Origin of the sequence: Gordonia westfalica (genome assembly GCF_900105725.1) — a bacterium.
In the GTDB taxonomy this organism is placed as follows: domain Bacteria; phylum Actinomycetota; class Actinomycetes; order Mycobacteriales; family Mycobacteriaceae; genus Gordonia; species Gordonia westfalica.
In genome coordinates, this window is the sequence record NZ_FNLM01000034.1 from 550,026 (window position 1) to 574,435 (window position 24,410).

The window sequence follows — 24,410 nt, forward strand, 5'->3', positions numbered from 1 at the left end:
TCGCCGGGGGTCGTTTCTTCGTCTGCGGGAGAGAACCGCCGCGTCAGAGGATCGCGCGGTTCCGCGCCTTCGGGAAGCGCTTCTGGCGGGCCACCCAGCCGGCCATCTTCCGGTAGTGCGACGGCTTGACGGTGGTCTCCGACGTGAGGTCGCGGTCCCACTCGGCGATCTCGAGGCCGTCGACGGCATCGACGACGGCCTGCGCGGTCGCGAGGTCGGCCACCACCCGGTCACCGAGGACTCCGCCGGCGTCACCGACGAGGGTGATCCGGACACCGGCCGCACCGATCGCCTGCAGGACGACCTTGGCGCTGCCGCCCTCGCGGGCGACGAACTTCTTCACCGAGGCGACGACATCGCTCGGGGCCTGAACCGTCGGCGTGGCTGTGGTGTCGGTGGCGGCACTGTCAGTCATGACGCTCAGCATACCGGTGGGCGCAGAGTGATCCGGATACCGGGATGGGCATCACACCCGGCGTGTTCCCCGTGTACAACGGGTGTCGTGCGTGCGATACAGGTGACCCGCCACGGCGGTCCGGATGTGTTGGCCTTCGGTACCGTCGACGATCCGATCCCGGCCGCCGACGAAGTGATCGTCCGGACATCCGCGGTGGGAGTGAACTACATCGACACCTATCTCCGGCGCGGACTGTACCCGTCGACCCCGCCGTACATCCCCGGCACGGAAGGCGCCGGAGAGGTCGTCTCCCTGGGGTCGGAGGTCGCGGGACTCGACGTGGGTCAGCGGGTCGCCTGGTGTGCGGCGCCGGCCTCATACGCCGAACTCGTCGCGGTGCCGGCAGCCCAGGCGGTCATCGTGCCCGACGGGGTCGACGACGCCATCGCCGGTTCGTCGCTGCTGCGCGGGCTCACCGCCCACTACCTCCTCGACGGAAGTGCCCACCCTCATCCGGAGGACACCGTTCTGATCCACGCCGGGGCCGGCGGGGTCGGGCTGATCCTCACGCAGATGGCCAAACGCCACGGATTGCGGGTGATCACGACGGTGTCCTCCGACGAGAAGGAGGAACTGTCCCGGCAGGCCGGAGCCGACCATGTGCTGCGGTACGGGGACGACCTGGCCGCGCGCGTCCGCGAACTGACCGACGGCCGCGGTGCTCCGGTGGTCTACGACGGGGTCGGCGCGGACACCTTCGAGCAGTCACTCGCCGCGACAGCCGTCCGCGGCATCATCGTGTTGTTCGGAGCGTCCAGCGGACCCGTACCGCCGTTTGATCTGCAGCGCCTCAACCCGGCCGGCTCGCTGTCGGTGACCCGACCCACCCTGGCGCATTTCACCGCGACGCCCGAAGAGCTGAACTGGCGTGCGGGCGAGTACTTCGAGGCGATCCTCGACGGCGATGTCGACGTCCGGGTGGGACAGCGTTACCGACTGGCCGACGCCGCGCAGGCCCACGCGGATCTCGAGGCACGCAAGACCACGGGTGCGACAGTCCTGTTGCCGTCTGATCAGTGACAGATCAGGAGCACGGATCGATCAGAAGTACGAGGAGATCGTCTGCAGGCCGACGACCGCGTCGATCGCGAGACCGCAGAAGACGATCGCCAGGTACTCGTTGGACTGCAGGAAGACCTTGAGCGGCTTCACCTCGGCACCGCGCTTCGTGTCGCGGTAGAGCTTGGTGACCCGCTCCAGGAACCATGCTCCGGCGACGACGGCGATCACCGTGTAGATCCAGCTGGTCGCCGGGATCAGGAGCAGCGAGGTGATGACGGTCAGCCAGGTGTAGATCAGCATCTGGCGGGTGACGTGTTCCTCGGTCGCGATGACCGGGAGCATCGGCACGCCGGCCGCCTTGTAGTCCTCCTTGTAGCGCATCGCCAGCGCCCAGGTGTGCGGCGGAGTCCAGAAGAAGATGACGAGGAACAGCACGATCGGCTGCCAGCTGATCGAACCGGTGACGGCCGCCCAGCCGACCAGGGTCGGCATGCATCCGGCGGCACCGCCCCACACCACGTTCTGCCAGGTGCGGCGCTTGAGGATCATCGTGTAGACACCGACGTAGAAGATGATCGTCGCCGAGACGAGCAGCGAGGACAGCAGATTCGCCGCGAAGTACAGGACCGCGAACGACGCGGCCCAGAGCACCAGACCGAAGATCAGCGCACTGCGCGTGGCGACCGCGTGCCGGGCGAGCGGACGTCGCTCGGTGCGCTTCATCTTCTTGTCGATGTCGGCGTCGACGACCATGTTGAGGGTGTTCGCACTGCCGGCACCGAGCCATCCACCGATCAAGGTGAAGGCGATGACGGCGATGTCGACATGACCGCGATCGGCCTGCAGCATCACCGGAATCGTCGCAACCAGCAGCAACTCTATGACCCGCGGCTTCGTCAGCGCGATGTACGCGAGCACCGTCGCACGCACACGTCCGGCCCACGTCAGATCCGCCGGCATGACCGGCTCGGTCGAGACCTGCTGTGATGCGGTGTCGGTCGAGTGGGATGCGGCGGGATGATCTCCGCTCACACGCTCCCCTATCCTCACGAACACTCCTCGTCCGCCCGCACAGATCGCCGCGGGCTACTACAGAGCATGGTAGACGTTTGCCTTCGCGAACCGTAATCGCGTCGCAGCGGAGCCCGTGACCGGCGACGATCACCGAACCCACCGGTAACCTTCGGTCGGCGCGCAGGGCACCCTCGCGGCCGATTACTCTGGACTCCGAACGCGCCGACACCCCGAGCAGGCACAGGAGACAATCACCATCGTGGCCGACACAGATGAGATCCGCGCACTGACCACCCCTCGCCATCCGGACGACTGGAGCGACCTCGACACCCGGGCCGTCGACACGGCCCGCCTGCTGGCCGCCGACGCGGTGCAGAAGTGTGGCAGTGGTCATCCCGGCACCGCGATGAGCCTCGCACCGCTGGCCTACACGCTCTTCCAGCGCGTCATGCGTCACGACCCCACCGACACCGACTGGGCCGGCCGCGACCGATTCGTGCTGTCGTGCGGTCATTCGAGCCTCACCCTCTACATCCAGCTCTACCTCGGCGGATTCGGTCTCGAGCTCGACGACATCGAAGCGCTGCGCACCTGGGATTCACTGACCCCCGGCCACCCGGAGTTCCGCCACACCCGCGGTGTGGAGATCACCACCGGCCCGCTGGGACAGGGCCTGGCCTCGTCGGTCGGCATGGCGATGGCCGCCCGCCGCGAGCGCGGACTCTTCGATCCCGATGCCGGCGTCGGCGAGAGCCCCTTCGACCACTACATCTATGTGATCGCCTCCGACGGTGACATCGAGGAGGGCGTCACCTCCGAGGCGAGCTCGCTCGCCGGCACGCAGCAGCTCGGAAACCTCATCGTGTTCTACGACCAGAACCAGATCTCGATCGAGGACGACACCGACATCGCACTGTCGGAGGACGTGGCCAAGCGCTACGAGGCCTACGGCTGGCACGTGCAGACCGTCGAGGGCGGCGAGGACGTGGTGGCCATCGAGGCCGCGATCAAGGCCGCCCAGGAGGTCGTCGACCGTCCGTCGATCATCTGCCTGCGCACCATCATCGGCTTCCCGGCGCCCAACCTCATGAACACCGGCGCGGCCCACGGCGCGGCGCTCGGTGACGAGGAGATCGCCGCGACCAAGAAGATCCTCGGCTTCGACCCGGAGAAGAACTTCGAGGTCACCGACGAGGTCATCGGCCACACCCGCAAGCTGGTCGAGCGCGGCGCCGAGGAGCGCAAGGCCTGGACCGCGTCCTTCGACGCCTGGGCCGAGAAGAACCCGCAGCAGAAGGCGCTCTTCGACCGCCTGACCGCACACGAACTCCCCGAGGGCTGGGCCGAACACCTGCCCAGCTGGAACGTCGGGGACAAGGACGTGGCGACGCGCAGCGCCTCGGGCAAGGTGCTCGGCGCGCTCGCGCCCGTGCTGCCCGAGCTGTGGGGCGGTTCCGCCGACCTCGCCGGCTCGAACAACACCACGATGGACGGCGAGCCCTCGTTCGGCCCGACGTCGATCAGCACCAAGAAGTGGTCGGCCAACCCGTACGGCCGCACCCTGCACTTCGGTGTCCGCGAACACGCGATGGGGTCGATCCTGTCGGGCATCGCCCTGCACGGCCCTACCCGCGCCTACGGCGGCACCTTCCTCCAGTTCGCCGACTACATGCGTCCGGCCGTCCGCCTGGCCGCTTTGATGGAGATCGACCCGATCTACGTCTGGACCCACGACTCGATCGGTCTCGGCGAGGACGGCCCGACCCACCAGCCGATCGAGCATCTGGCCGCACTGCGCGCGATCCCGAATCTCGACGTCGTGCGTCCGGCCGACGCCAACGAGACCGCCTACGCGTGGGCGCATCTGCTGACCCGGCGCAATCACCCGGTCGGCCTGGCGCTCACCCGCCAGAACCTCCCGATCCTCGAGGGCACCTCGGCGCAGGGCGTCGCCAACGGCGGCTACATCCTCAGCGACTCCGAGGGCGACCCGCAGGTCGTGCTGATCGGCACCGGTTCCGAGGTGTACCTGGCCGTCGAGGCGCAGAAGGCCCTGGCCGACAAGGGAATCAAGGCCCGCGTCGTGTCCATGCCGAGTATCGAGTGGTTCGACGAGCAGCCCAAGGGGTACCAGGATCACGTGCTGCCGCCGTCGGTTCCGCGTGTCGCCGTCGAGGCCGGCATCGCGATGCCGTGGTACCGCATCGTCGGCGCCGGTGGCGAGATCGTCAGCATCGAGCACTTCGGTGCGTCGGCCGACTACAAGGTGCTCTTCACCAAGTTCGGGATCACCGCAGAGGCCGTCACCTCGGCCGCCGAACGCGTCATCGCCGGCTGAGCAGCCGCACAAACCAAGGAGAGAAATCGTGACCCAGAACGAGAAGCTCGCCGAACTGTCCGCCGCCGGTGTCTCGGTGTGGCTGGACGACCTGTCCAGGGACCTGATCAGCTCCGGTGATCTCGCCGAACTGATCGCCACGAAGTCGGTGGTCGGCGTGACCACCAACCCGTCGATCTTCCAGGCCGCACTGTCGAAGGGCACCGCCTACAACGCACAGGTCACCGAACTGGCCGCACGCGGTACCGATGTCGACGGCACCATCCGCACGGTCACCACCGACGACGTACGCAACGCCTGCGACGTCCTCGCGCCGGTGTACGAGGAGTCCGACGGCGTCGACGGGCGGGTGTCGATCGAGGTCGATCCGCGCCTGGCCCACGACACCGACGGCACGGTCGCCCAGGCGATCGAGCTGTGGAAGATCGTCGACCGCCCCAACCTGCTGATCAAGATCCCGGCCACCAAGGCCGGGCTCCCCGCGATCACCAAGGTCATCGCCGAGGGCATCAGCGTCAACGTGACGCTGATCTTCTCGGTGGAGCGCTACAAAGAGGTCATGGACGCCTACCTCGACGGCCTCGACGCCGCCGCGGAGGCCGGCCACGACCTGTCGAACATCCACTCGGTGGCGTCGTTCTTCGTCTCCCGCGTGGACACCGAGATCGACAAGCGCCTCGACGCCATCGGCACCCCGGAGGCCACCGAGCTCAAGGGCAAGGCGGCCCTCGCCAACGCCCGGCTGGCCTACTCGGCCTACCAGCAGATCTTCGAGGTCGAATCGCGTTTCCCCGACCTGCTCGCACACGGCGCCCGCCCGCAGCGCGCGCTCTGGGCGTCGACCGGCGTGAAGAACCCCGACTACCCGGACACCCTGTACGTGAGCGAGCTCGTCGCCCCGAACACGGTCAACACCATGCCGGGCAAGACGATGGACGCCTTCGCCGACCACGGTTGGGTCAACACCGGCTCGATCATCGGTCTCGCGCAGGAGTCCCAGGAGGTCTTCGACAAGATCTCGGCGGTGGGCGTCGACACGGTCGATGTCTTCAAGGTCCTCGAGGACGAGGGCGTGAGCAAGTTCGAGGACGCGTGGAACGATCTGCTCAACGCGACCGCCGAGCAGTTGTCCGCGGCGATCAAGGGCTGAACCCCCCGTGGCCGTCGGCGAGGACGCAGTGGGACCCGATAATTGGACCAATCCGCTCCGTGACCCCCAGGACAAGCGGCTGCCCCGCATCGCGGGCCCGTGCAGTCTGGTCATCTTCGGCGTCACCGGAGACCTGGCACGCAAGAAGTTGATGCCTGCGGTCTACGACCTCGCCAACCGCGGTCTGCTCCCCCCGTCGTTCGCTCTCGTCGGCTTCGCCCGACGCGACTGGACCGACGAGGACTTCGGGGCGATCGTGCACGACGCCGTGCGGGAACATGCCCGCACGGGCTTCCGCGAGGAGGTGTGGGAGCGCCTCGCGGAGGGGTTCCGCTTCGTGCAGGGCGACTTCGACGACGACTCCGCGTTCGACATGTTGCGCGACACCCTCAAGTCGCTCGACGCCGAACGCGGCACGGACGGCAATCACGCGTTCTACCTGTCGATCCCACCCAAGGCGTTCCCTACTGTGTGTGAGCAGCTCGAACGCAGCGGGCTGGCGACACAGAATGGCGACAGCTGGCGCCGGGTGGTCATCGAGAAGCCCTTCGGCCACGACCTCGAGTCCGCCCGCGAACTCAACGCCATCGTCAACAACGTCTTCCCGGAGTCGTCGGTGTTCCGCATCGACCACTACCTGGGCAAGGAGACGGTGCAGAACATCCTGGCGCTGCGCTTCGCCAACCAGTTGTTCGACCCGCTGTGGAGTTCGCACTACGTCGACCACGTCCAGATCACCATGGCCGAGGACATCGGCCTCGGCGGCCGGGCCGGCTACTACGACGGCATCGGCGCGGCGCGTGACGTCATCCAGAACCACCTGCTCCAGCTGATGGCGCTGGTGGCGATGGAGGAACCGATCTCCTTCGAGCCCAAGCAGTTACAGGCCGAGAAGATCAAGGTCCTGGCGGCCACGCGCAACGTCCTGCCGATCTACGAGAACACGGCCCGGGGCCAGTACGGCCCGGGCTGGCAGGGCAGCGAGAAGGTGGCCGGGCTCAAGGAGGAGGACGGGTTCGCCAAGGACTCCAAGACCGAGACCTTCGCCGCGATCGCCCTCGAGGTCGACTCCCGTCGCTGGGCGGGAGTGCCGTTCTACCTGCGGACCGGCAAGCGCCTCGGCCGGCGCGTCACCGAGATCGCATTGGTGTTCAAGCGTGCGCCGCATCTGCCGTTCGACCAGACGATGACCGAGGAGCTCAGCCAGAACGCCCTCGTCATCCGGGTGCAGCCCGATGAGGGGATCACCCTCCGCTTCGGGTCGAAGGTGCCGGGCTCCAGCATGGAGGTCCGCGACGTCAACATGGACTTCAGCTACGGCACCGCGTTCACCGAGGCGTCGCCGGAGGCCTACGAACGACTCATCCTCGACGTCCTGCTCGGCGTGCCGTCGCTGTTCCCGGTGAACGAGGAGGTCGAGTTGTCGTGGAAGATACTCGATCCCGTGCTCGAGCAATGGGCGGCCGAGGGCTCCCCCGACACCTACGAGTCGGGAACCTGGGGACCGCCGTCGGCCGACGAGATGATGACCCGCGCGGGACGCGCGTGGCGCCGGCCCTGATGTCCACCGCCCAGCCCCTCCAGGAGGATCCGCGATGATCGTCGAGCTGCCCGACACGGACACCCGAAGTGTCGCGAAGAGGATCATCGAGGTGCGGGCCGCCGGTGGCGCTCTCAGTCTCGGTCGCGTGCTCACCCTCGTCGTCTGCGTGGAACAGGGCGAACCGATGGAAGGGGCCATCGAGGCCGTCATCGGGGCCAGCCGCGAACACCCCAGTCGCGTCATCGTCGTGTATCGCGGTAGCCGCGACGAGAATTCGCGCCTCGACGCCCAGATCCGCGTCGGCGGGGATGCCGGCGCGTCGGAGGTCGTGGTGCTGTCGCTGTACGGCGACCTCGCCGACCAGCCGGCCAGTGTGGTGACCCCGTTCCTGCTACCGGACACACCCGTGGTGACGTGGTGGCCGGGCGAAGGCCCGACGCGCCCAGCGGACGACCCGCTGGGCAAACTCGGCCATCGCCGAATCCTCGACGCGACCAAGGACTCCGATCCCGCCACGGTGCTCGCCCGTCGCCTCGAGTCCTACTCCCCCGGCGACACCGACATCGCGTGGTCGCGGGTCACGCACTGGCGTGCCATTCTGGCGTCCGCCGTCGACCGGGCGCCGCACTCGCCCATCACCGCGGTCGACGTGACCGGCGCACACGAATCCCCGGCGGTGGATCTCATCGCCGGATGGCTGCGTTCGGCGCTCGGCGTGCCGACCCGCCGCCGGCGCGGCAGCTTCGAGATCCGCCTCCACCGCGACGAGGGTCCGACGATCCTCGCCGTGGACGAGGGCAACAACGCGGTACTGACCATGCCCGGCAAACCCGATGGCCGGATCGCCATGGGACACCGCGATCTACCCGTGTGCATCGCCGAGGAGCTCCGCCGCCTCGACACCGACGAGGTCTACGCCGACGCCCTGCGCGGGGTGCCCGAGGTCGACTTCACCGACACGAACGAAGGAGTTCTCACCCCATGACCGCTGCCGAGACGCTCGTCTTCGACTCCAAGCAGGAACTCGTCGTCACCGCCGCCGCACGCTTCGTCGACCTGGTCGAGCGCGCGCAGGCCGAGCGCGGGGTCGCGAGCATCGTGTTGACCGGCGGCAGCAACGGGATCGGCATCCTGTCGGCGCTCGCCGCCGACAGCGGCACGATCGACTGGTCGAAGGTCGATCTGTACTGGGGCGACGACCGTTTCGTGCCCGCCGACGACCCGGAACGCAACTCCGGCCAGGCGCGCGAGGCACTGCTCGACAAAGTGCCGGTGGACCCGACGCGGGTGTTCCCGATGGCTCCGTCCGACGGCCCGTTCGGCGACGACATCCACGCCGCCGCAGCCGATTACGCAGCCATCCTGGCCGGACGCTCGTCGGACGGCGTCGCACCGCAGTTCGATCTGCACCTGCTCGGCATGGGCGGCGAGGGCCACATCAATTCCCTCTTCCCGCACACCGCGGCCACCGCGGAGACCGAGAAAACGGTTGTCGCCGTGGAGGACTCACCCAAACCGCCGCCGCGTCGGATCACCCTGACGCTGCCGGTGGTCAATCGGTCGCGCAACGTGTGGTTCCTCGTCGCCGGCGCCGACAAGGCGGAGGCCGTCGCCGCCGCCCACAGCGGTGCCGACCCGGCCGACTGGCCCTGCGCCGGCGCCCACGGCACCGAGGGGACCATCTGGTTCCTCGACGAGGACGCCGCGAAGAACCTCGACAGCTGATTGGCTAGGCTCTGTCATCGTGACCGATACCTCGACCTACGCGAACGTGACCCTCGACCCGCGCGCCAACGTCTACTTCGACGGCAAATGCGTGAGCCACACGTTCCACCTCGCCGACGGAACCCGCAAGTCGGCCGGCGTCATCCTGCCCGCGTCGCTGAATTTCGGCACCGGAGCACCCGAGGTCATGGAACTGCACAGCGGCACCTGCCGAGTGCGGCTCGCCGGCAGCGAGGACTGGGCCACCTACGGCGCCGGCGACTCGTTCTCGGTGCCCGGCGACTCCTCGTTCGACATCGAGGTCACCGACGCCGTCAGCTACGTCTGCCACTACGGCTGAGGACATTCGACGATCTCATAGCCCGAAACCGCGGCAGGCGCGGTTTCGGGCTATATCTTTGCGTGCGGCGTTAGCCCGAGTTCCGCAGCGCCGTCGCCAGACCGTTCATGGTCAGCTGGATACCGCGACGCACCAGCGGGGTGTCCTCCCCCGCACGGAACCGGCGCAGCAACTCCACCTGCAGCAGGTTGAGCGGCTCGAGGTACGGGAACCGGTTGTAGACCGAACGTTTCAGGGCGGCGTTGTCGTGCAGCAGGTCGTCGGTGCCGGTGATCTTCGCGCACATCGCGATGGTGCGCTCGTGCTCGTCGACGATCATGCCGAACACCTTCTCGCGCAGTTCCTCGTCGGGTACGAGCTGTGCGTAGCGGTGGGCCAGACCCATGTCGGACTTCGCCAGGACCTGGGCCATGTTGGACATGACGGTGCGGAAGAACGGCCACTTCTCGTAGTAGCGCTGCAACGCCTCCAGGCGAGCCGGGTCGTCGGCCACCCACTCCTCGAATGCGGAACCCGTGCCGTACCAACCAGGCAGCATCACCCGCGACTGCGTCCAGGACAAGACCCACGGGATCGCGCGGAGATCGGTGATCTTCTCGGTCTGCTTGCGCGATGCCGGGCGGCTGCCGATGTTGAGGGCGCCGATCTCCGACAGCGGCGTCGACGTGGTGAAGTATTCGACGAAACCCGGAGTCTCGTGGACCAGCCGGCTGTACGCCGCACGCGCCTTGGCGGCGATGTCGTCCATGATCTCGTAGGCCGACTCCGATTCGTCGCCGAGGCCTTCGACGTCGAGCAGTGACGACTCGATGGTCGCGGCGAGCAGTGTCTCGAGGTTGCGGCGCGCGGTGACCGGTTCGGCGTACTTGGCGGCGATGATCTCGCCCTGCTCGGTGATCCGCAGTGAACCCTGTACCGCACCGGGCGGCTGAGCGAGGATCGCGTCGTAGCTGGGGCCGCCGCCGCGGCCGACCGTTCCACCGCGACCGTGGAACAGTCGCAACCGGATTCCCGACCGGGACGCCGCCTCCACGAGATCGAGTTCGGCGCGGTACAGCGCCCAGTTGGCGGCCATGTAGCCGCCGTCCTTGTTGGAGTCGGAGTAGCCGAGCATGATCTCCTGCATGCCGTTCTGGGACTCCACCAGAGCGCGGTAGAACGGCACGTCGAGGACGGCGAGCAGCGTCGTGGCGCCCTGCTGCAGATCCTCGATGGTCTCGAACAGCGGCACGACGCGGACGGTGCACTGCGGCGCGTTCTCACCGGCGACGCCGGGATCGAAGAGACCGGCCTCCTTCAGCAGGATCAGGGCCTCGAGCATGTCGCTGACCGAGGTGCACATGCTGATGATGTAGTTGGGCACGGCCTCCGGGCCGAAGGTCGCGACGGCCTTCGCGCCGGCCCGCACGATGCCGAGTTCCTTGGTCGCGAGCTCGCTCAGCTCTGCGTCGGGACTGGTCAGCGGGCGTCGTGCCTGCAGTTCGGCGGACAGGATCTCGACGCGCGCCTCCTCGTCCAGCGAGGCGTAGTCGGCGTGCACACCCGCCCAGGCCAGGAGTTCGGCGACGACCTCCTCGTGCATGTCGGAGTTCTGCCGCATGTCGAGTCCGGACAGGTGGAATCCGAAGGTCCGCACCGATTCCCGCAGGGCGAGGAGTCGGTCGTCGGCGATGGAGTCGTCTTTGTTGGCGCGCAGGGCGGCATCGATGACGTCCAGGTCGGCGAGAAGCTCGGCGGCGTCGGCGTAGGGCGGTTTGCCGTCGATGAGAAAGAGATCACTCGAGGAGAGGAAGTCCTCGTCGAACATGCCGTTGGCTGTTGCCGCGAGGCGGGAGCGGATGTGCCGCAACGCGAGTCGGAACGGCTCGTCGACGCCCGGGTCGTCGGCGTCGGCCTCGGCGAGGTCGAGCAACGGCTCGGTGCCGGTGATCAGTCGCGCCGACATGCTCAGTTCCTGGGCCAGGTTCTCGAGTTCGGCGAGGTGGTGCCCCACCGCCGTCTCGGCGGCCAGCGTGGTGGCCAGGGTGACGACCTCGGCGGTCACGAACGGGTTGCCGTCGCGGTCGCCGCCGATCCAGGACCCCATGCGGATCATCGGCTCGTCGGCGAGACCGGCGTCGGGGTACGCCGACCGCAGTGCGGCACGGACCGAGGTGTTGATGGCCGGCACCACGTCGAAGAACGAGGCGTCGTAATAGCGCAGGCCCGAACGGATCTCGTCCTGAATGGTGAGTCGTTCGAGGCGGATGAGCGCGGTCTGCCACAGCGTGAGGATCTGACGCCGGATCGCCTCGGTGACCTCGGCGTCCTCGTCGGGGGTGAGTTCGGTGCGTCCGCGGAAGCGCATCAGCTCGGTGATGCGGTTCTGCGCCTCGAACACGGTACGACGCCGCGTCTCGGTGGGATGTGCGGTGATGACCGGGACGACGTTCGCGTCGGCGAGTGCCTTGCCGACCTCGTCGTCGCCGAGTCCGGCGTCGGCGAGTTGCCGGTACGTCGCGGCGAGGCTGGACTTCTGGGGCGGATCACCGGCCCGCACATGGATCGCGCGTCGACGTTCGCGGTGGATGTCCTCGGCCAGGTTCGCCAGCAACGCGAAATGGCTGAAGGCGCGGATGACCGGAACCGCGGTGGAGACGTCGAGGTCGACGAACATGTCCGCGAGTTCGTTGCGATCGATCTCGTTGCGGCGCACGCCGAAAGCGGCCACCCGAGCGGATTCGACGAGGTCGAAGACGTCGGTGCCGGAATGTTCGGCGACGACCTCACCGAGGATGCCGCCGAGCAGACGGATGTCCTCGCGTAATGGTTCGGTGAGTGCACGGCCCTCGTCGTCGACGACGATGTGATCGACGATCGAGATGGACGGACGAGATGCCGGGGCTCCCTTGGCGGGGGCGGTTTCACTCATGCCGTCAAGTATCCCGAGATCGGCGGTATCCGGCATCCCGGGGAAAGCGTCGGGCGACGCGTATCACGCGTCGCCCGAGGTCGGAGTGCAGAAAGAAACTCAGGAAAGCTTGATGTCGACGCCCACGCCGACGATGAAGATCACCCAGATGAGGCCGACGAAGATCGTCAGCCGGTCGAGGTTGCGTTCGACGACGCTCGAACCCGACAGACTGGACTGGACACCGCCGCCGAACAGCGACGACAGACCGCCACCCTTGCCGCGGTGCAGCAGGACGAGCACGATCAGCAGCACGCTGGTCACGATCAATCCGATGTCGAGTGCACCTTGCACAGTCACGAGTTGCAACGCCCTTCCGTAAACATCTGAAGATACAGCTGTGGCAGGTCGGCTCCGGCTGCCGGACGAACCGGCAAGAAGCCAACCTGCCATAGTGTACGCGTGGGTGTGACCCGTCAGGGCAAGGGGCCACCCGCGGCGATCGCCGACAGGGTCGCGAACTCGTCGGACTTCAGCGACGCGCCGCCGACGAGAGCACCGTCGACGTCGGTCTGGCCGACGATGTCGCCCACGTTCTTGGCGTTCACCGAACCGCCGTAGAGGATCCGCACCGAGGCCGCGGTCTCCGCGTCGGCGATCTCCGCGAGGGTCTCGCGGATGGCCTTGCAGACCTCCTGGGCGTCGGCGGCACTGGCCACCCGGCCGGTGCCGATGGCCCAGACCGGCTCGTAGGCGATGACCGTCTTGGCGATCTCCGCCGCCGACAGGCCTGCGAGGGAACCCTTGAGCTGCGCCACGTTGTACGACACGTGCTCGCCGGCCTCACGGATGTCGAGGCCCTCACCGATGCACACGATCGGGGTGAGCTCGTGCTTGAGCGCCGCCTTGGTCTTCGCCAGGACGATCTCGTCGGTCTCACCGTGCAGGGTGCGACGCTCGGAGTGGCCGACGACGACGAAGGTGCAGCCGAGCTTCGCGAGGAAGGCACCGCTGATCTCGCCGGTGTAGGCGCCCGAGTCGTGCGCCGACAGGTCCTGTGCACCGTAGGTGAGCAGGAGCTTGTCACCGTCGACGACGGTCTGCACGCTGCGGATGTCGGTGAACGGCGGGATGACCGTCACGTCGACCTTGTCGAAGTACTTCGCCGGCAGTGCGAAGGCGATCTTCTGAACCAGCGCGATGGCCTCGAGGTGGTTCAGGTTCATCTTCCAGTTGCCCGCGATGAGCGGCTTGCGCGTGGCCATCAGCTCTCCAACACCTTGAGTCCGGGGAGTTCCTTGCCCTCGAGGTACTCCAGCGATGCGCCACCTCCGGTGGAGATGTGCGAGAAGTCGCTGTCGGGCAGACCGAGGGTCCGCACCGCAGCGGCGGAATCGCCGCCGCCGACCACGGTGAACGCACCGTTGCCGGTCGCGCCGGCGATGGCCTCGGCGACGCCGCGGGTGCCGGCCGAGAACTTCTCGAACTCGAACACACCCGACGGGCCGTTCCAGAAGATGGTCTTGGCGCCCGACAGGACCGCGGCGAATCGCTTCACCGATTCCGGTCCGATGTCGAGACCCATCCAGCCGTCCGGGATGGCGTCGGCAGCCACCGTGTTCGCCTCCGCGTCGGCGGCGAACTTGTCGGCCACCACCACGTCGACGGGCAGGTGGATGACGTCGCCGAACCGCTCCAGCAGGCTCTTGCAGACGTCGATCTGATCTTCCTGCAGCAGCGAGGTGCCCACCGGATGACCCTGTGCGGCCAGGAAGGTGAACGCCATGCCGCCGCCGATGACCAGCGTGTCGACCTTGGGAGCCAACGCCTCGATGACCCCGAGCTTGTCGGAGACCTTCGAGCCGCCGAGGACGACCGCGTAGGGACGGGTCACCTCGTCGGTGAGCTTCGACAGGACGTCGACCTCCGCCGCCACCAGCTCTCCCGCGTAGTGCGGGAGCAGCTTGGCGACGTCGTAGACCGACGCCTGCTTGCGGTGGACCACTCCGAAGCCGTCCGACACGAACGCGCCGTCCTCGCCGACGAGTTCGACGAGGGCCTTCGCGAGCTTCTCGCGTTCGGCGTCGTCCTTGGAGGTCTCCCGCGGATCGAAGCGGATGTTCTCCAGGAGCAGGACGTCGCCGTCGGTGAGACCCTCCGCGCGGGCGAGCGCGTCGGTACCGACGACATCACCGGCGAGCTGCACGTTGCGGCCGAGTTCCTCGCCGAGCCGCGCCGCGACGGGCGCGAGCGAGAACTTCGGGTCGGGCTCGCCCTTCGGACGACCCAGGTGCGCGGTGATGATCACCTTGGCACCGGCGTCGATCAGCGCGTTGAGGGTGGGCAGCGAGGCGAGGATGCGACCCGGATCGGTGATCGTCGACCCGTCGAGCGGGACGTTGAAATCCGAGCGGACCAGCACACCCCGACCCGAAACACCTTCTTCCAGAAGGTTCTTCAGAGTGGGAACACCCATGAGGCGTTGACTCCTCTTTCCGTTGTACGACGAGTGGACTAGAGAGACTTGCTGACGAGTCCGATGAGGTCGACGAGACGGTTGGAGTAACCCCACTCGTTGTCGTACCAGGAGACGACCTTGGCCTGATCGTCGATGACCTTGGTCAGGCCGGCGTCGAACAGCGAGCTGTGCGGATCGGTGACGATGTCGGAGGAGACGATCGGGGCGTCGTAGTACTTCAGGATGCCCTTCAGCGGGCCCTCGGCAGCAGCCTTGAGCGCGGCGTTGATCTCATCGGCGGTGGCCGGCTTGGCCAGCTGTGCGGTGAGGTCGGTGACCGAGCCGGTGGGGATCGGCACGCGCAGCGCGTAGCCGTCGAGCTTGCCCTTCAGCTCCGGGAGGACCAGGCCGATGGCCTTGGCGGCACCGGTCGAGGTCGGCACGATGTTGATCGCGGCACCGCGTGCGCGGCGCAGGTCCTTGTGCGGGCCGTCCTGCAGGTTCTGATCCTGGGTGTAGGCGTGGATCGTGGTCATGAGGCCCTTGACGATGCCGAACTCGTCGTTGAGGACCTTGGCCAGCGGGCCGAGGCAGTTCGTGGTGCACGAGGCGTTCGAGATGATGTTCTGGCTGCCGTCGTACTTGTCGTCGTTGACGCCCATGACGATGGTGATGTCCTCATCCGACGCGGGGGCCGAGATGATGACCTTCTTGGCGCCGGCGTCCAGGTGACCCTGGGCCTTGGCGCGTGCGGTGAAGATGCCGGTCGACTCGACGACGACGTCGACGCCCAGGTCGCCCCACGGGATGGCAGCCGGGCCTTCCTTGACCTCGAGCGCCTTGATCTTCTTGTCGCCCACCACGATGGTGTCGTCGCCCTCGAGGCTGACGTCTTCGGGCAGACGGCCGAGGATCGAGTCGAACTTCAGCAGGTGCGCGAGGGTCGCGTTGTCGGTGAGATCGTTGACCGCGACGATCTCGATGTCAGTGGTGCCCAAAGCCTTTTGCGCTTCGACGGCACGGAAGAAGTTGCGGCCGATCCGGCCGAATCCGTTGACGCCTACCCGAACAGTCACAGTTGTGCTCCTTAGCGGTATTCATGGTCAGGCCTGTGGGTCCAAGCCCTGCTGGCCGCGCCGTGAGCGGTCACCGATGGCACACGGGTGACCTCCGGTCCGCACACGTCGACCCCAGCCTAGTAGGCCGGGTTACGTACGGCACATCGCAGGTCCTCCTGTCAGGTGCCGAGCGCTTGCTCACGCGTCGTCGAGAAGCTCCGAGGTGACCGCCGACTCGGTGTCCGGGATGCCGTCCTGACGGGCCTTCTTGTCGGCCATGGACAGCAGGCGTCTGATGCGGCCTGCGACGGCGTCCTTGGTCATCGGCGGGTCGGCCAGCTGGCCGAGCTCCTCCAGGGAGGCCTGACGGTGGGTGACGCGGAGTTGTCCCGCCGCGACGAGATGATCGGGCACCTCGTCGCCGAGGATCTCCAGGGCGCGTTCGACGCGGGCCGCCGCGGCCACGGCCGCACGGGCCGAGCGCCGGAGGTTGGCGTCGTCGAAGTTGGCGAGGCGGTTCGCGGTGGCACGCACCTCGCGGCGCATGCGGCGTTCCTCCCACACCAGACGGGTGTCATGGGCGCCCATCCGCGTGAGCAGCGCGCCGATGGCCTCGCCGTCGCGGATGACGACGCGGTCGGCCCCGCGGACCTCGCGGGCCTTGGCGGTCACACCGAGCCGGCGGGCGGCGCCGACGAGTGCGAGTGCGGCCTCGGGTCCGGGGCAGCTGACCTCGAGCGCCGACGACCGACCGGGTTCGGTCAGTGACCCGTGTGCGAGAAACGCACCGCGCCAAGCGGCTTCGGCGTCCGCGACGCTGCCGCCGACGACCTGGGCCGGGAGTCCGCGCACCGGGCGGCCGCGCAGGTCGAGCAACCCGGTCTGCCGGGCGAGGCCCTCGCCGTCCTTGGTGATCCGCACGATGTAGCGGGCCGACTTGCGCAGACCGCCACCCCGCAGCACGTGGACATCGGAGCCGTAGCCGAAGAGGTCGTGGATCTCGCGTCGCAGGCGCCGCGCGACATTGCCCATGTCGACCTCGGCCTCCACCACGACGCGGCCCGCCACGATGTGCAGACCGCCGGCGAAACGCAGCAGCGCCGACACCTCGGCTCTCCGGCAACTCACCTGGGTCACCGCCAGGCGACTCAGCTCGTCTTTCACCGCTGCCGTCATCGCCACCGGTCCCTGTCCTCCTGTCAACTGACCACACGTCCCTGAAAGAAAACGTCGGATCATCATCGCCTGGGTCAGGCGTCCGCCCGGTCAGCGTAACGGTTCGATTCACCTTCGCACAGTTCGTTCACGACGGCGGCGACTTTCGCCGGGTCATGGACCTGGCGACCGGGTACCGCCACATCGCCGACGTTGAGTTCGGCGCCGAAGAGTCCGGCCGCGCGCACGAGGTGTTCGCGTTCGCGTCCGGCCGGAACCGACGACGCATCGACCAGGACGTGATCGATGCGGAAGGTGTCGGCGTGGGCGTGCAGCACGTGCAGATGCCTCTCCACCGAGAACCCGGGCGTCTCCCCCGGCTCGGGTGCGAGGTTCACGACGAGCACCTTGCGGGCAGCGGTGCGCTGCAACGCCTTGAGCTGTTCGGGCACGAGCACGTGCGGGATCACGCTGGAGAACCAGGACCCCGGGCCGAGCATCACCAGATCGGCGGATTCGATTGCCTCGACCGCACTCTCGCAGGCCGGGGGATCCTCGGGGATCAACCGGACGCGCCGCACCTTGCCGGGCGTCGTCGCCACCGCGACCTGTCCGCGGATCTCGCGGCTGATGCGCGGGTCGGCCTCGAGTCCGGACACGTCCGCCTCGATGTCGAGCGGGACGGTCGACATCGGCAGCACCTGCCCGACGATCCCGAACATCGACCGCAGTTCCTGCAGTGCGGCCACCGTGTCGCCGAGGACCTCGGTGAGACCGGCCAGCATCAGATTGCCGATGGGGTGTCCGGCGAGTGCGCCGCGACCGCCGAAGCGGTGTTGCAGCACCTCGGCCCACAACTCGTGGCGTCGACGGGTGTCGGGATCCCCCGCGGTCTGGAAGTCCTCGAGCGCCTTCGGCGCAGACATCAACGCCGCCAGCGCCATTCGCAGGTCACCCGGCGGGATGAGACCGAGTTCGGCGCGGAGGCGGCCCGACGATCCCCCGTCGTCGGCGACCGTCACCACCGCGGTGACGTCGGTGCTCAGGTAGCGCATCGCGGTCAGCGTTGCGTACAGACCGTGGCCGCCTCCGAGAGCGACGATCTTCTGGGTCATTCGCGCCCCAGATCGCGGTGCATCACGCGCACGTCGTAGGAGGCCGCACCGGCGTCGTCGACGGTTTTGCGGAGCCGTCGGGCGAGCTCCTCGGAGATGGCGACGCTGCGATGTTTGCCACCGGTACAGCCGACGCTGATCGTCATGTAGCGCTTGCCTTCTCGCAGGTAGCCGCGGCCGACGATGGACACCAGACCGGTGTAGAGGTCGAGGAAGTCCTCGGCGTCGGGCTGGCCGAGGACGTAGTCGCGGACGGGCGCCTCCCGCCCGTTGTGGTCGCGCAGCTCATCGATCCAGTGCGGGTTGGGCAGGAACCGGACGTCGGCGACGAGGTCGGAGTCGATGGGCAGTCCGTACTTGAAGCCGAAGGACTGCACCGCGATGCTGAGCCGGGGTTCGGTGTCACCCGGTGCCACGCCTTCCACCACCGAACGCAGCTTGGCCGCGGTCAGCGCCGAGGTCTCGACGACCAGATCGGCGACATTCTTGATGGGCGCCAGGATCGCGCGCTCGCGGGCGATGCCCTCGACGAGGGTTTCCTTGCCCTGCAACGGGTGCCGGCGACGCACCTGCTCGAAGCGGCGGACCAGCGCCTCTTCACTCGCATCGAGGTACAGCAGCCGGGTACGAATCCCCGACCGTTCCAGGCTGTCCCGTAGCTGCTCGAGTTCGTGGGCGAGGTTCGGGTCGGAGGCGCGCAGCACCATGGCGAGCCGGCTGATGGTCGGGTCGCTCTCCCGCACCATCCCGACCATCGTCGAGATCAGCGACGGCGGGACGTTGTCGGCGACATACCAGCCGTCGTCCTCGAGCACGTTTGCCGCCGTGGAGCGGCCCGCGCCGGACATGCCCGTGACGAACAGCACGGTCAGTTCGTCCGACGCGGCGGAGTCGTGCGCTCCCCCGGTCACCTGCTCGTCGTGTTCGGCCTCGGCCCGCTCACTCATCGACACCCCGTCCCGCGTCACCGGTCACCACCGTCATCTCTGCTTCGTTCACCGTCTCGGCCAACACCGTCGACACCGCCTCTGCAACAGTGTCACCGCCCAGCGCGGCCTGCACCGCACTCGCGGTGGTCCGACCGATCCCGGGGACCTGGGCGATCTCCTCCAAGGATGCCTCACGCAGACGCGCGACCGACCCGAAGTGGGTCACCAGCGCGGTGCGTCGTGTCTTTCCGAGACCCGGGATGCCGTCGAGTACCGACTCGGTCATCCGCTTGCTGCGCTTGCTGCGGTGGAAGGTGATGGCGAACCGGTGCGCCTCGTCGCGGACACGCTGCAGCAGGAACAGTGCCTGGCTGCTGCGCGGCAGGATCATCGGGTCGTCCTCGCCGGGCACCCACACCTCCTCGAGGCGCTTGGCGAGTCCGATCACCGCGACGTCGGTGATGCCCAGTTCGTCGAGGACCGCTGCCGCGGCGTGCACCTGCGGCGCACCGCCGTCGACGACGAACAGGTTGGGCGGGTACGCGAACTTCCGTGGCTGCGCGGGGGTCTGGGGCTCCGCATCGACCGCCCCCGACTCCGGCGGCGGTGCATCGCGATCGGCTCGGTGACGCAGGAAGCGGCGCCGGGTGACCTCGGCGATCGACGCGACGTCGTCGGAGTGCCCGTCCCCGGCGGCGTGGCGGATCGAGTAGTGCCGGTAGTCGGACTTGCGCGGCAGGCCGTCCTCGAACACGACGAGGGAGGCCACCACGTCGGTGCCCTGCACATGGGAGATGTCGACGCATTCGATGCGCAGCGGCGCCTGATCGAGCATCAGGTTCTCCTGCAACTCGGTGAGCGCGGCGGACCGGGTGGTGAGATCGCCGGCGCGGCGGAGCTTGTGCTGGGTGAGCGCTTCGCCCGCGTTCCGTGCGACGGTCTCGAAGAGCGCCTTCTTGTCGCCGCGCTGCGGTACGCGCAGGGTGACCCTGCTCCCTCGCAGTCCGGTGAGCCATTCCTCGAGTTCGGTTGCGTTGGCGGGCAATTCGGGAACCAGGACCTCACGCGGAACCGACTCGCCGTGCGCGCGGTCGGCGCCGACGTCGACCGTGGCGTCGAAATCGACCTGCGCGCCGTAGAACTGGGTGATGAAGTCGCCGACGACGTCGCCGTCGGTCCCGTTGTCAGTGCGTTCGACGACCCAGCCGCGCTGACCGCGGACGCGGCCCTCCCGTACGTGGAACACCTGCAGGGACACCTCGAGGTCGTCGCCGGCCACCGCGACGACGTCGGCGGTGGTGCCGTCGCCGAGGACCACGGCCTGTTTCTCCATGGCGCGCCGCAGTGCGCCGATGTCGTCGCGCAGCCGGGCCGCCCGCTCGAAGTCGAGGTCCTCGGCCGCGGCGGTCATGTCGCGTTCCAGCTTGCGGATCAACATGTCGGTGCGGCCCGCGAGGAAGTCGCAGAAGTCCTCGACGATCTCGCGGTGTTCCTCGGCGTCGACCCGGCCGATGCAGGGGGCGGCGCATTTGTCGATGTAGCCGAGCAGGCACGGACGGTCGATCTGGCGGTGCCGTTTGAACACGCCCGCCGAACAGGTGCGGGCGGGGAACACCCGGGTCAGCAGGTCGACGGTCTCGCGGATCGCCCATGCATGCGCGTACGGCCCGAAGTACCGCACGCCACGACGCCGCGGCCCGCGGTAGACGAACAACCGCGGGTACTCCTCGTTTAGGGTGACGGCCAGCATCGGATAGGTCTTGTCGTCGCGGTAGCGGACGTTGAACCGCGGATCGAACTCCTTGATCCAGTTGTATTCGAGCTGGAGGGCCTCGACCTCGGTGCCCACGACGGTCCACTCGACCGACGCGGCGGTCGTCACCATCTGACGGGTGCGCGGGTGCAGCGAGGCGATGTCGGCGAAGTACGACGTCAGGCGAGACCGGAGGTTCTTGGCCTTGCCCACGTAGATGACACGACCGTGCTCGTCGCGGAACTTGTACACCCCGGGATCGGTCGGGATGGTTCCGGGCGCAGGGCGGTAGGTAGTCGGGTCGGCCACGTGTTCCAGGCTAGTTGGCGGGTCGGACGGTCCCGCGGTAGCGCTCTTCGAGCTCGCGGAAACGGGCCATCGCCTCAACGGCCTGCGGGCCGTCGCCGGCCTGGACCGCCAGCACGGTGATGTGTTCGTCGGACGGGAACAGCAGCCAGGCGCCGTAACCCTTCTCCGGGTACGTCAGTCCGAGGACCTGGTCCCAGGTGAACAGGCGCGTGGGCACCAGGTTGCGCACCTCGACACCTTCGGGCCCGACACGCAGCCGCGGCCGGGTGAACAGCAGGGCGACGCCCGTGAACAGGACACCGATGAGGATGATCGCGACCTGGTCGGAGCCGCCGAGGTTGCGGACCCCGACGTCCTCGATCGTCAGCAGCAGCCCGAAGGTGATGTGGATCGCCATGATCACGACGGCCGCCGCGATCGCCCACCGCGGCAGCTTGCGCGGCCGGTAGACGAGGTCCCAACGGGGGGAGGTCACGCCGATGCTCCTCCGACCGCGGTCGGCAGGGCCTCGCCGCGCTGCAGCGCACGCAGGGTCAGCGCCGAGGCCAGTGCGGCGACGGTCGCCTGCGCACCCTTGTCCTCGGTCGAACCGGGCAGGCCCGCGCGGGCGATCGCCTGATCCTCGTTGAGCGTGGTCAGCACACCGTTGCCGACCGGCGTCGACTCGTCGAGCGAGACCCGGGTCAGACCGGCGGTCACCGCGTCGCACACGTACTCGAAATGCGGTGTCTCACCCTTGATCACGACGCCGAGCGCGACCACGGCGTCGTGGGTGCGGGCCAGCGCCTGCGCGATGACCGGCAGTTCGATCGCACCGGCGACCTGCACGATGGTGGGCTCGGTGACACCGTTCTCGTTGGCTGCGCGGACCGCGCCGTCGAGCAGTGCGCCGCAGATCTTCTCGTGCCACTGCGACGACACGATCGCCAGCCGGAGCTTGCCGGCGTCGGCGAGTTCGAGGGTCGGTTCTCCGTGGCCGCTCATGCGGGGGCTCCTTCAGATGCGTCGTCACCGGGCAGCGCGTGGTCGTCGAGGCCCACGAGGTCGTGTCCCATCCGGTCGCGCTTGGTGCGAAGGTAGCGCAGGTTCTCGGCGTTGGCGCGCACCGGCATCGCGACCCGGTCCACGATGTGCAGACCGTAGCCGTCGAGCCCGACGCGCTTGGCCGGGTTGTTGGTGAGCAGACGCATCGACGAGACCCCCAGGTCGACGAGGATCTGCGCGCCGAGGCCGTAATCCCGGGAGTCGGCGGGCAGGCCGAGTTCCAGGTTGGCGTCGACGGTGTCGGCTCCTGCGTCCTGCAGCTGGTAGGCCTGCAGCTTGTGCAGCAGGCCGATGCCGCGGCCCTCGTGGCCACGCATGTACAGGATGATGCCGCGGCCTTCCTCGGCCACCATCTCCATCGCGGCGTCGAGCTGCGGACCGCAGTCGCAGCGCAGCGAGCCGAAGACGTCGCCGGTCAGGCACTCGGAGTGCACGCGGACCAGGACGTCGTGTCCCTCGCCGTCGTCGCCGGTGATGTCGCCCTTTACCAGGGCGACGTGCTCGACGTCGTCGTAGATGCTGGAGTAGCCGACGGCGCGGAAGTCGCCGTGACGTGTGGGGATCCGGGCGTCGGCGACGCGCACGACGTGCTTCTCGTGGCGGCGACGCCACGCGATGAGGTCGGCGATCGAGATCATGGCGAGGTCGTGCTCGTCGGCGAAGACGCGCAGCTCGTCGGAGCGGGCCATCGAGCCGACGTCCTTCTGGCTGACGATCTCGCAGATGACGCCGGCCGGTGCGAGGTCGGCGAGGCGGGCGAGGTCGACGGCGGCCTCGGTGTGGCCGGGACGACGCAGCACGCCGCCTTCCTTGGCGCGCAGCGGGACGACGTGACCGGGACGGGTGAAGTCTCCCGCGGTGGCCTCCGGGTCGGCGAGGAGACGCATGGTGGTGGCGCGGTCCGAGGCACTGATACCGGTGCCGATGCCTTCGCGGGCGTCGACGGTCACCGTGTAGGCGGTGCCGTGCTTGTCCTGGTTCATCGAGTACATCGGGGGCAGGCCGAGGCGGTCGCAGGAGTCGCCGTCGAGCGGCACGCACAGGTAGCCGGACGTGTAGCGGACCATGAACGCGACGAGCTCCGGGGTGGCCATCTCGGCCGCGAAGATCAGGTCGCCCTCGTTCTCGCGATCCTCGTCGTCGACCACGACGACGGCCTTGCCCGCCGCGATGTCGGCGATGGCGCGTTCGATCGAGTCGAGCTTGACCCCCTCACCGCTGGTCTCGCCTTCTCCGTCACGTGGCAATTCGCTCATGAAAACCTCACTCGTTGTGCTCATTTCGCCTCTGTGACATCAAGCGCAGGGACATCGGCCTGGTTGCCGAGGTGCAGACGTTCCACGTACTTCGCGATGACGTCGACCTCGAGGTTGACCACGGTGCCCGGCTTGGTGGCACCGAGATTGGTCTCGTTGAGAGTGGTGGGGATCAGGGAGATCTCGAACCACGAGTCGTCACCTGTCCCGCCGACGGACGAGACGGTCAGCGACACACCGTCGACGGTGATCGAGCCCTTCTCGACGAGGTAGCGGGTGAGTTTCCCGGGCACGCCGATCCGTACGACCGTCCAGTTCTCCGAGGGGCTCACGGACAGGACGCGACCGGTCCCGTCGACGTGGCCCTGCACGATGTGGCCGCCGAAACGCCCGTTCGCGGGCATGGCGCGCTCGAGGTTGACGGTGCTGCCGGCGGCGAGGTCGGACAGGGAACTTCGACGCAGGGTCTCCCCCATCACGTCCACGGTGAACTCGCCGGGACGGAGGTCGACGACGGTGAGACACACGCCGTTGACGGCAATGGAGTCGCCGTGGCCCGCATCGGCGGTGACGATGGGTCCCCGCACGGTGAAGCGGGCTGCATCAGAGAGATCCTCGCGGTCGGCGATGACGCCGAGTTCCTCCACGATTCCGGTGAACACGCACTCCTCCTGCTCGCTCGGAGCAGACAGGGCGGCATTGTGTCGCCTGTTCTCTCGCATCCGGACTATGACCGTCGGCTCCGGAATCTCACCGAATCTGCTGTCCCTGTCATCTGACAGGCGCTCGCGGGCTGGAAGTTGCGTATCCACCGCACCTTCATCACCGCCGGTGGGGAATCTCACCCCGCCCCGAGAACTGGTGATATCGACGC

The 24,410-nt window shown here is 68.0% G+C and carries 22 protein-coding genes and 1 riboswitch; of the genes, 7 read left to right on the plus strand and 15 right to left on the minus strand.

Annotation, left to right across the window (positions count from 1 at the left end; translation table 11 throughout):
• Positions 1-43: 43 nt before the first annotated feature.
• Complete coding sequence (locus BLU62_RS07845; protein WP_074849005.1) at positions 44-427, minus strand: hypothetical protein; 384 nt, start codon at positions 425-427, stop codon at positions 44-46.
• A 75-nt stretch (positions 428-502) separates the two neighbouring features.
• On the opposite strand from BLU62_RS07845, the gene BLU62_RS07850 reads away from it, so the two are divergent.
• A complete protein-coding gene (locus BLU62_RS07850) occupies positions 503-1,477 on the plus strand; it encodes a quinone oxidoreductase family protein (protein ID WP_074849006.1) in 975 nt (324 codons plus the stop codon).
• Positions 1,478-1,498: 21 nt separating this feature from the next.
• Here BLU62_RS07850 and BLU62_RS07855 read toward each other — a convergent pair whose 3' ends face one another.
• Positions 1,499-2,491: a heme o synthase gene (locus BLU62_RS07855; protein ID WP_074849007.1), complete on the minus strand. Its 993-nt coding sequence runs from the start codon at positions 2,489-2,491 to the stop codon at positions 1,499-1,501.
• A gap of 241 nt (positions 2,492-2,732) precedes the next feature.
• Here BLU62_RS07855 and tkt point away from each other — a divergent pair, with 241 nt between their 5' ends.
• From tkt to ppnP, 6 genes are read left to right on the plus strand one after another with little or no spacing between them, the layout of a single operon-like run.
• Entirely contained in the window at positions 2,733-4,811 is a 2,079-nt protein-coding gene (gene tkt / locus BLU62_RS07860) for a transketolase (RefSeq protein WP_074849008.1), read from the plus strand.
• A gap of 28 nt (positions 4,812-4,839) precedes the next feature.
• Complete coding sequence (tal, locus tag BLU62_RS07865; RefSeq protein ID WP_074849009.1) at positions 4,840-5,961, plus strand: transaldolase; 1,122 nt, start codon at positions 4,840-4,842, stop codon at positions 5,959-5,961.
• A 7-nt stretch (positions 5,962-5,968) separates the two neighbouring features.
• Positions 5,969-7,522, plus strand: coding sequence for a glucose-6-phosphate dehydrogenase (gene zwf, locus BLU62_RS07870; protein WP_074849010.1), 1,554 nt, complete (start codon positions 5,969-5,971; stop codon positions 7,520-7,522).
• A 34-nt stretch (positions 7,523-7,556) separates the two neighbouring features.
• Positions 7,557-8,489 (plus strand): glucose-6-phosphate dehydrogenase assembly protein OpcA, encoded by a 933-nt coding sequence (locus BLU62_RS07875; RefSeq protein ID WP_074849011.1) that lies wholly within the window; start codon positions 7,557-7,559, stop codon positions 8,487-8,489.
• Positions 8,486-9,229 carry a 6-phosphogluconolactonase gene (pgl, locus tag BLU62_RS07880; protein WP_074849012.1) on the plus strand — a complete coding sequence of 248 codons (744 nt, stop codon included), beginning with the start codon at positions 8,486-8,488 and terminating at the stop codon, positions 9,227-9,229. The genes BLU62_RS07875 and pgl overlap by 4 nt, the downstream gene beginning before the upstream one ends.
• A 16-nt stretch (positions 9,230-9,245) precedes the next feature.
• Positions 9,246-9,569 carry a pyrimidine/purine nucleoside phosphorylase gene (gene ppnP, locus BLU62_RS07885; protein ID WP_208863668.1) on the plus strand — a complete coding sequence of 108 codons (324 nt, stop codon included), beginning with the start codon at positions 9,246-9,248 and terminating at the stop codon, positions 9,567-9,569.
• Positions 9,570-9,639: 70 nt separating this feature from the next.
• Here the strand turns inward: ppnP and ppc are convergent, their stop codons facing one another.
• The 13 genes from ppc to BLU62_RS07950 form a co-directional block, all read right to left on the minus strand.
• Positions 9,640-12,480, minus strand: coding sequence for a phosphoenolpyruvate carboxylase (gene ppc / locus BLU62_RS07890; RefSeq protein ID WP_074852760.1), 2,841 nt, complete (start codon positions 12,478-12,480; stop codon positions 9,640-9,642).
• Between the two features lie 99 nt (positions 12,481-12,579).
• Positions 12,580-12,813, minus strand: a complete 234-nt coding sequence (gene secG, locus BLU62_RS07895; protein ID WP_006357231.1) for a preprotein translocase subunit SecG — start codon at positions 12,811-12,813, stop codon at positions 12,580-12,582.
• A gap of 122 nt (positions 12,814-12,935) precedes the next feature.
• Positions 12,936-13,724: a triose-phosphate isomerase gene (tpiA, locus tag BLU62_RS07900; RefSeq protein ID WP_074849014.1), complete on the minus strand. Its 789-nt coding sequence runs from the start codon at positions 13,722-13,724 to the stop codon at positions 12,936-12,938.
• Complete coding sequence (locus BLU62_RS07905) at positions 13,724-14,935, minus strand: phosphoglycerate kinase (RefSeq protein ID WP_074849015.1); 1,212 nt, start codon at positions 14,933-14,935, stop codon at positions 13,724-13,726. Before BLU62_RS07905 ends, tpiA begins: the two co-directional genes overlap by 1 nt.
• Positions 14,936-14,973: 38 nt before the next feature.
• A complete protein-coding gene (gap, locus tag BLU62_RS07910) occupies positions 14,974-15,993 on the minus strand; it encodes a type I glyceraldehyde-3-phosphate dehydrogenase (protein WP_074849016.1) in 1,020 nt (339 codons plus the stop codon).
• A gap of 180 nt (positions 15,994-16,173) precedes the next feature.
• The gene (gene whiA / locus BLU62_RS07915) at positions 16,174-17,151 is read right to left on the minus strand and encodes a DNA-binding protein WhiA (RefSeq protein ID WP_208863611.1); all 978 of its coding nucleotides are present in this window, start codon (positions 17,149-17,151) and stop codon (positions 16,174-16,176) included.
• 74 nt (positions 17,152-17,225) lie between these two features.
• Positions 17,226-18,245: a gluconeogenesis factor YvcK family protein gene (locus BLU62_RS07920; protein ID WP_074849018.1), complete on the minus strand. Its 1,020-nt coding sequence runs from the start codon at positions 18,243-18,245 to the stop codon at positions 17,226-17,228.
• A complete protein-coding gene (gene rapZ / locus BLU62_RS07925) occupies positions 18,242-19,213 on the minus strand; it encodes an RNase adapter RapZ (protein WP_375295790.1) in 972 nt (323 codons plus the stop codon). The genes BLU62_RS07920 and rapZ overlap by 4 nt, the downstream gene beginning before the upstream one ends.
• Entirely contained in the window at positions 19,185-21,236 is a 2,052-nt protein-coding gene (gene uvrC / locus BLU62_RS07930) for an excinuclease ABC subunit UvrC (protein ID WP_074849019.1), read from the minus strand. Before uvrC ends, rapZ begins: the two co-directional genes overlap by 29 nt.
• Before the next feature lie 10 nt (positions 21,237-21,246).
• On the minus strand, positions 21,247-21,711 hold the full coding sequence (locus BLU62_RS07935; RefSeq protein WP_074849020.1) for a PH domain-containing protein: 465 nt from the start codon (positions 21,709-21,711) through the stop codon (positions 21,247-21,249).
• A complete protein-coding gene (gene ribH / locus BLU62_RS07940) occupies positions 21,708-22,220 on the minus strand; it encodes a 6,7-dimethyl-8-ribityllumazine synthase (protein WP_074849021.1) in 513 nt (170 codons plus the stop codon). Before ribH ends, BLU62_RS07935 begins: the two co-directional genes overlap by 4 nt.
• Complete coding sequence (locus tag BLU62_RS07945) at positions 22,217-23,536, minus strand: bifunctional 3,4-dihydroxy-2-butanone-4-phosphate synthase/GTP cyclohydrolase II (protein WP_074849022.1); 1,320 nt, start codon at positions 23,534-23,536, stop codon at positions 22,217-22,219. The genes ribH and BLU62_RS07945 overlap by 4 nt, the downstream gene beginning before the upstream one ends.
• 20 nt (positions 23,537-23,556) lie before the next feature.
• Positions 23,557-24,198 (minus strand): riboflavin synthase, encoded by a 642-nt coding sequence (locus BLU62_RS07950; RefSeq protein ID WP_074852762.1) that lies wholly within the window; start codon positions 24,196-24,198, stop codon positions 23,557-23,559.
• Positions 24,199-24,242: 44 nt separating this feature from the next.
• Positions 24,243-24,399, minus strand: a riboswitch (FMN riboswitch).
• Positions 24,400-24,410 lie beyond the last annotated feature (11 nt).

Coding starts and splice junctions, on each gene's coding strand:
- tpiA (WP_074849014.1), bottom strand. CDS start 13,724: ATGGCCACGCGCAAGCCGCTCATCGCGGGCAACTGGAAGATGAACCTG.
- ppc (WP_074852760.1), bottom strand. CDS start 12,480: ATGAGTGAAACCGCCCCCGCCAAGGGAGCCCCGGCATCTCGTCCGTCC.
- BLU62_RS07905 (WP_074849015.1), bottom strand. CDS start 14,935: ATGGGTGTTCCCACTCTGAAGAACCTTCTGGAAGAAGGTGTTTCGGGT.
- BLU62_RS07875 (WP_074849011.1), top strand. CDS start 7,557: ATGATCGTCGAGCTGCCCGACACGGACACCCGAAGTGTCGCGAAGAGG.
- BLU62_RS07845 (WP_074849005.1), bottom strand. CDS start 427: ATGCTGAGCGTCATGACTGACAGTGCCGCCACCGACACCACAGCCACG.
- whiA (WP_208863611.1), bottom strand. CDS start 17,151: ATGACGGCAGCGGTGAAAGACGAGCTGAGTCGCCTGGCGGTGACCCAG.
- ribH (WP_074849021.1), bottom strand. CDS start 22,220: ATGAGCGGCCACGGAGAACCGACCCTCGAACTCGCCGACGCCGGCAAG.
- BLU62_RS07920 (WP_074849018.1), bottom strand. CDS start 18,245: ATGACCCAGAAGATCGTCGCTCTCGGAGGCGGCCACGGTCTGTACGCA.
- BLU62_RS07945 (WP_074849022.1), bottom strand. CDS start 23,536: ATGAGCGAATTGCCACGTGACGGAGAAGGCGAGACCAGCGGTGAGGGG.
- pgl (WP_074849012.1), top strand. CDS start 8,486: ATGACCGCTGCCGAGACGCTCGTCTTCGACTCCAAGCAGGAACTCGTC.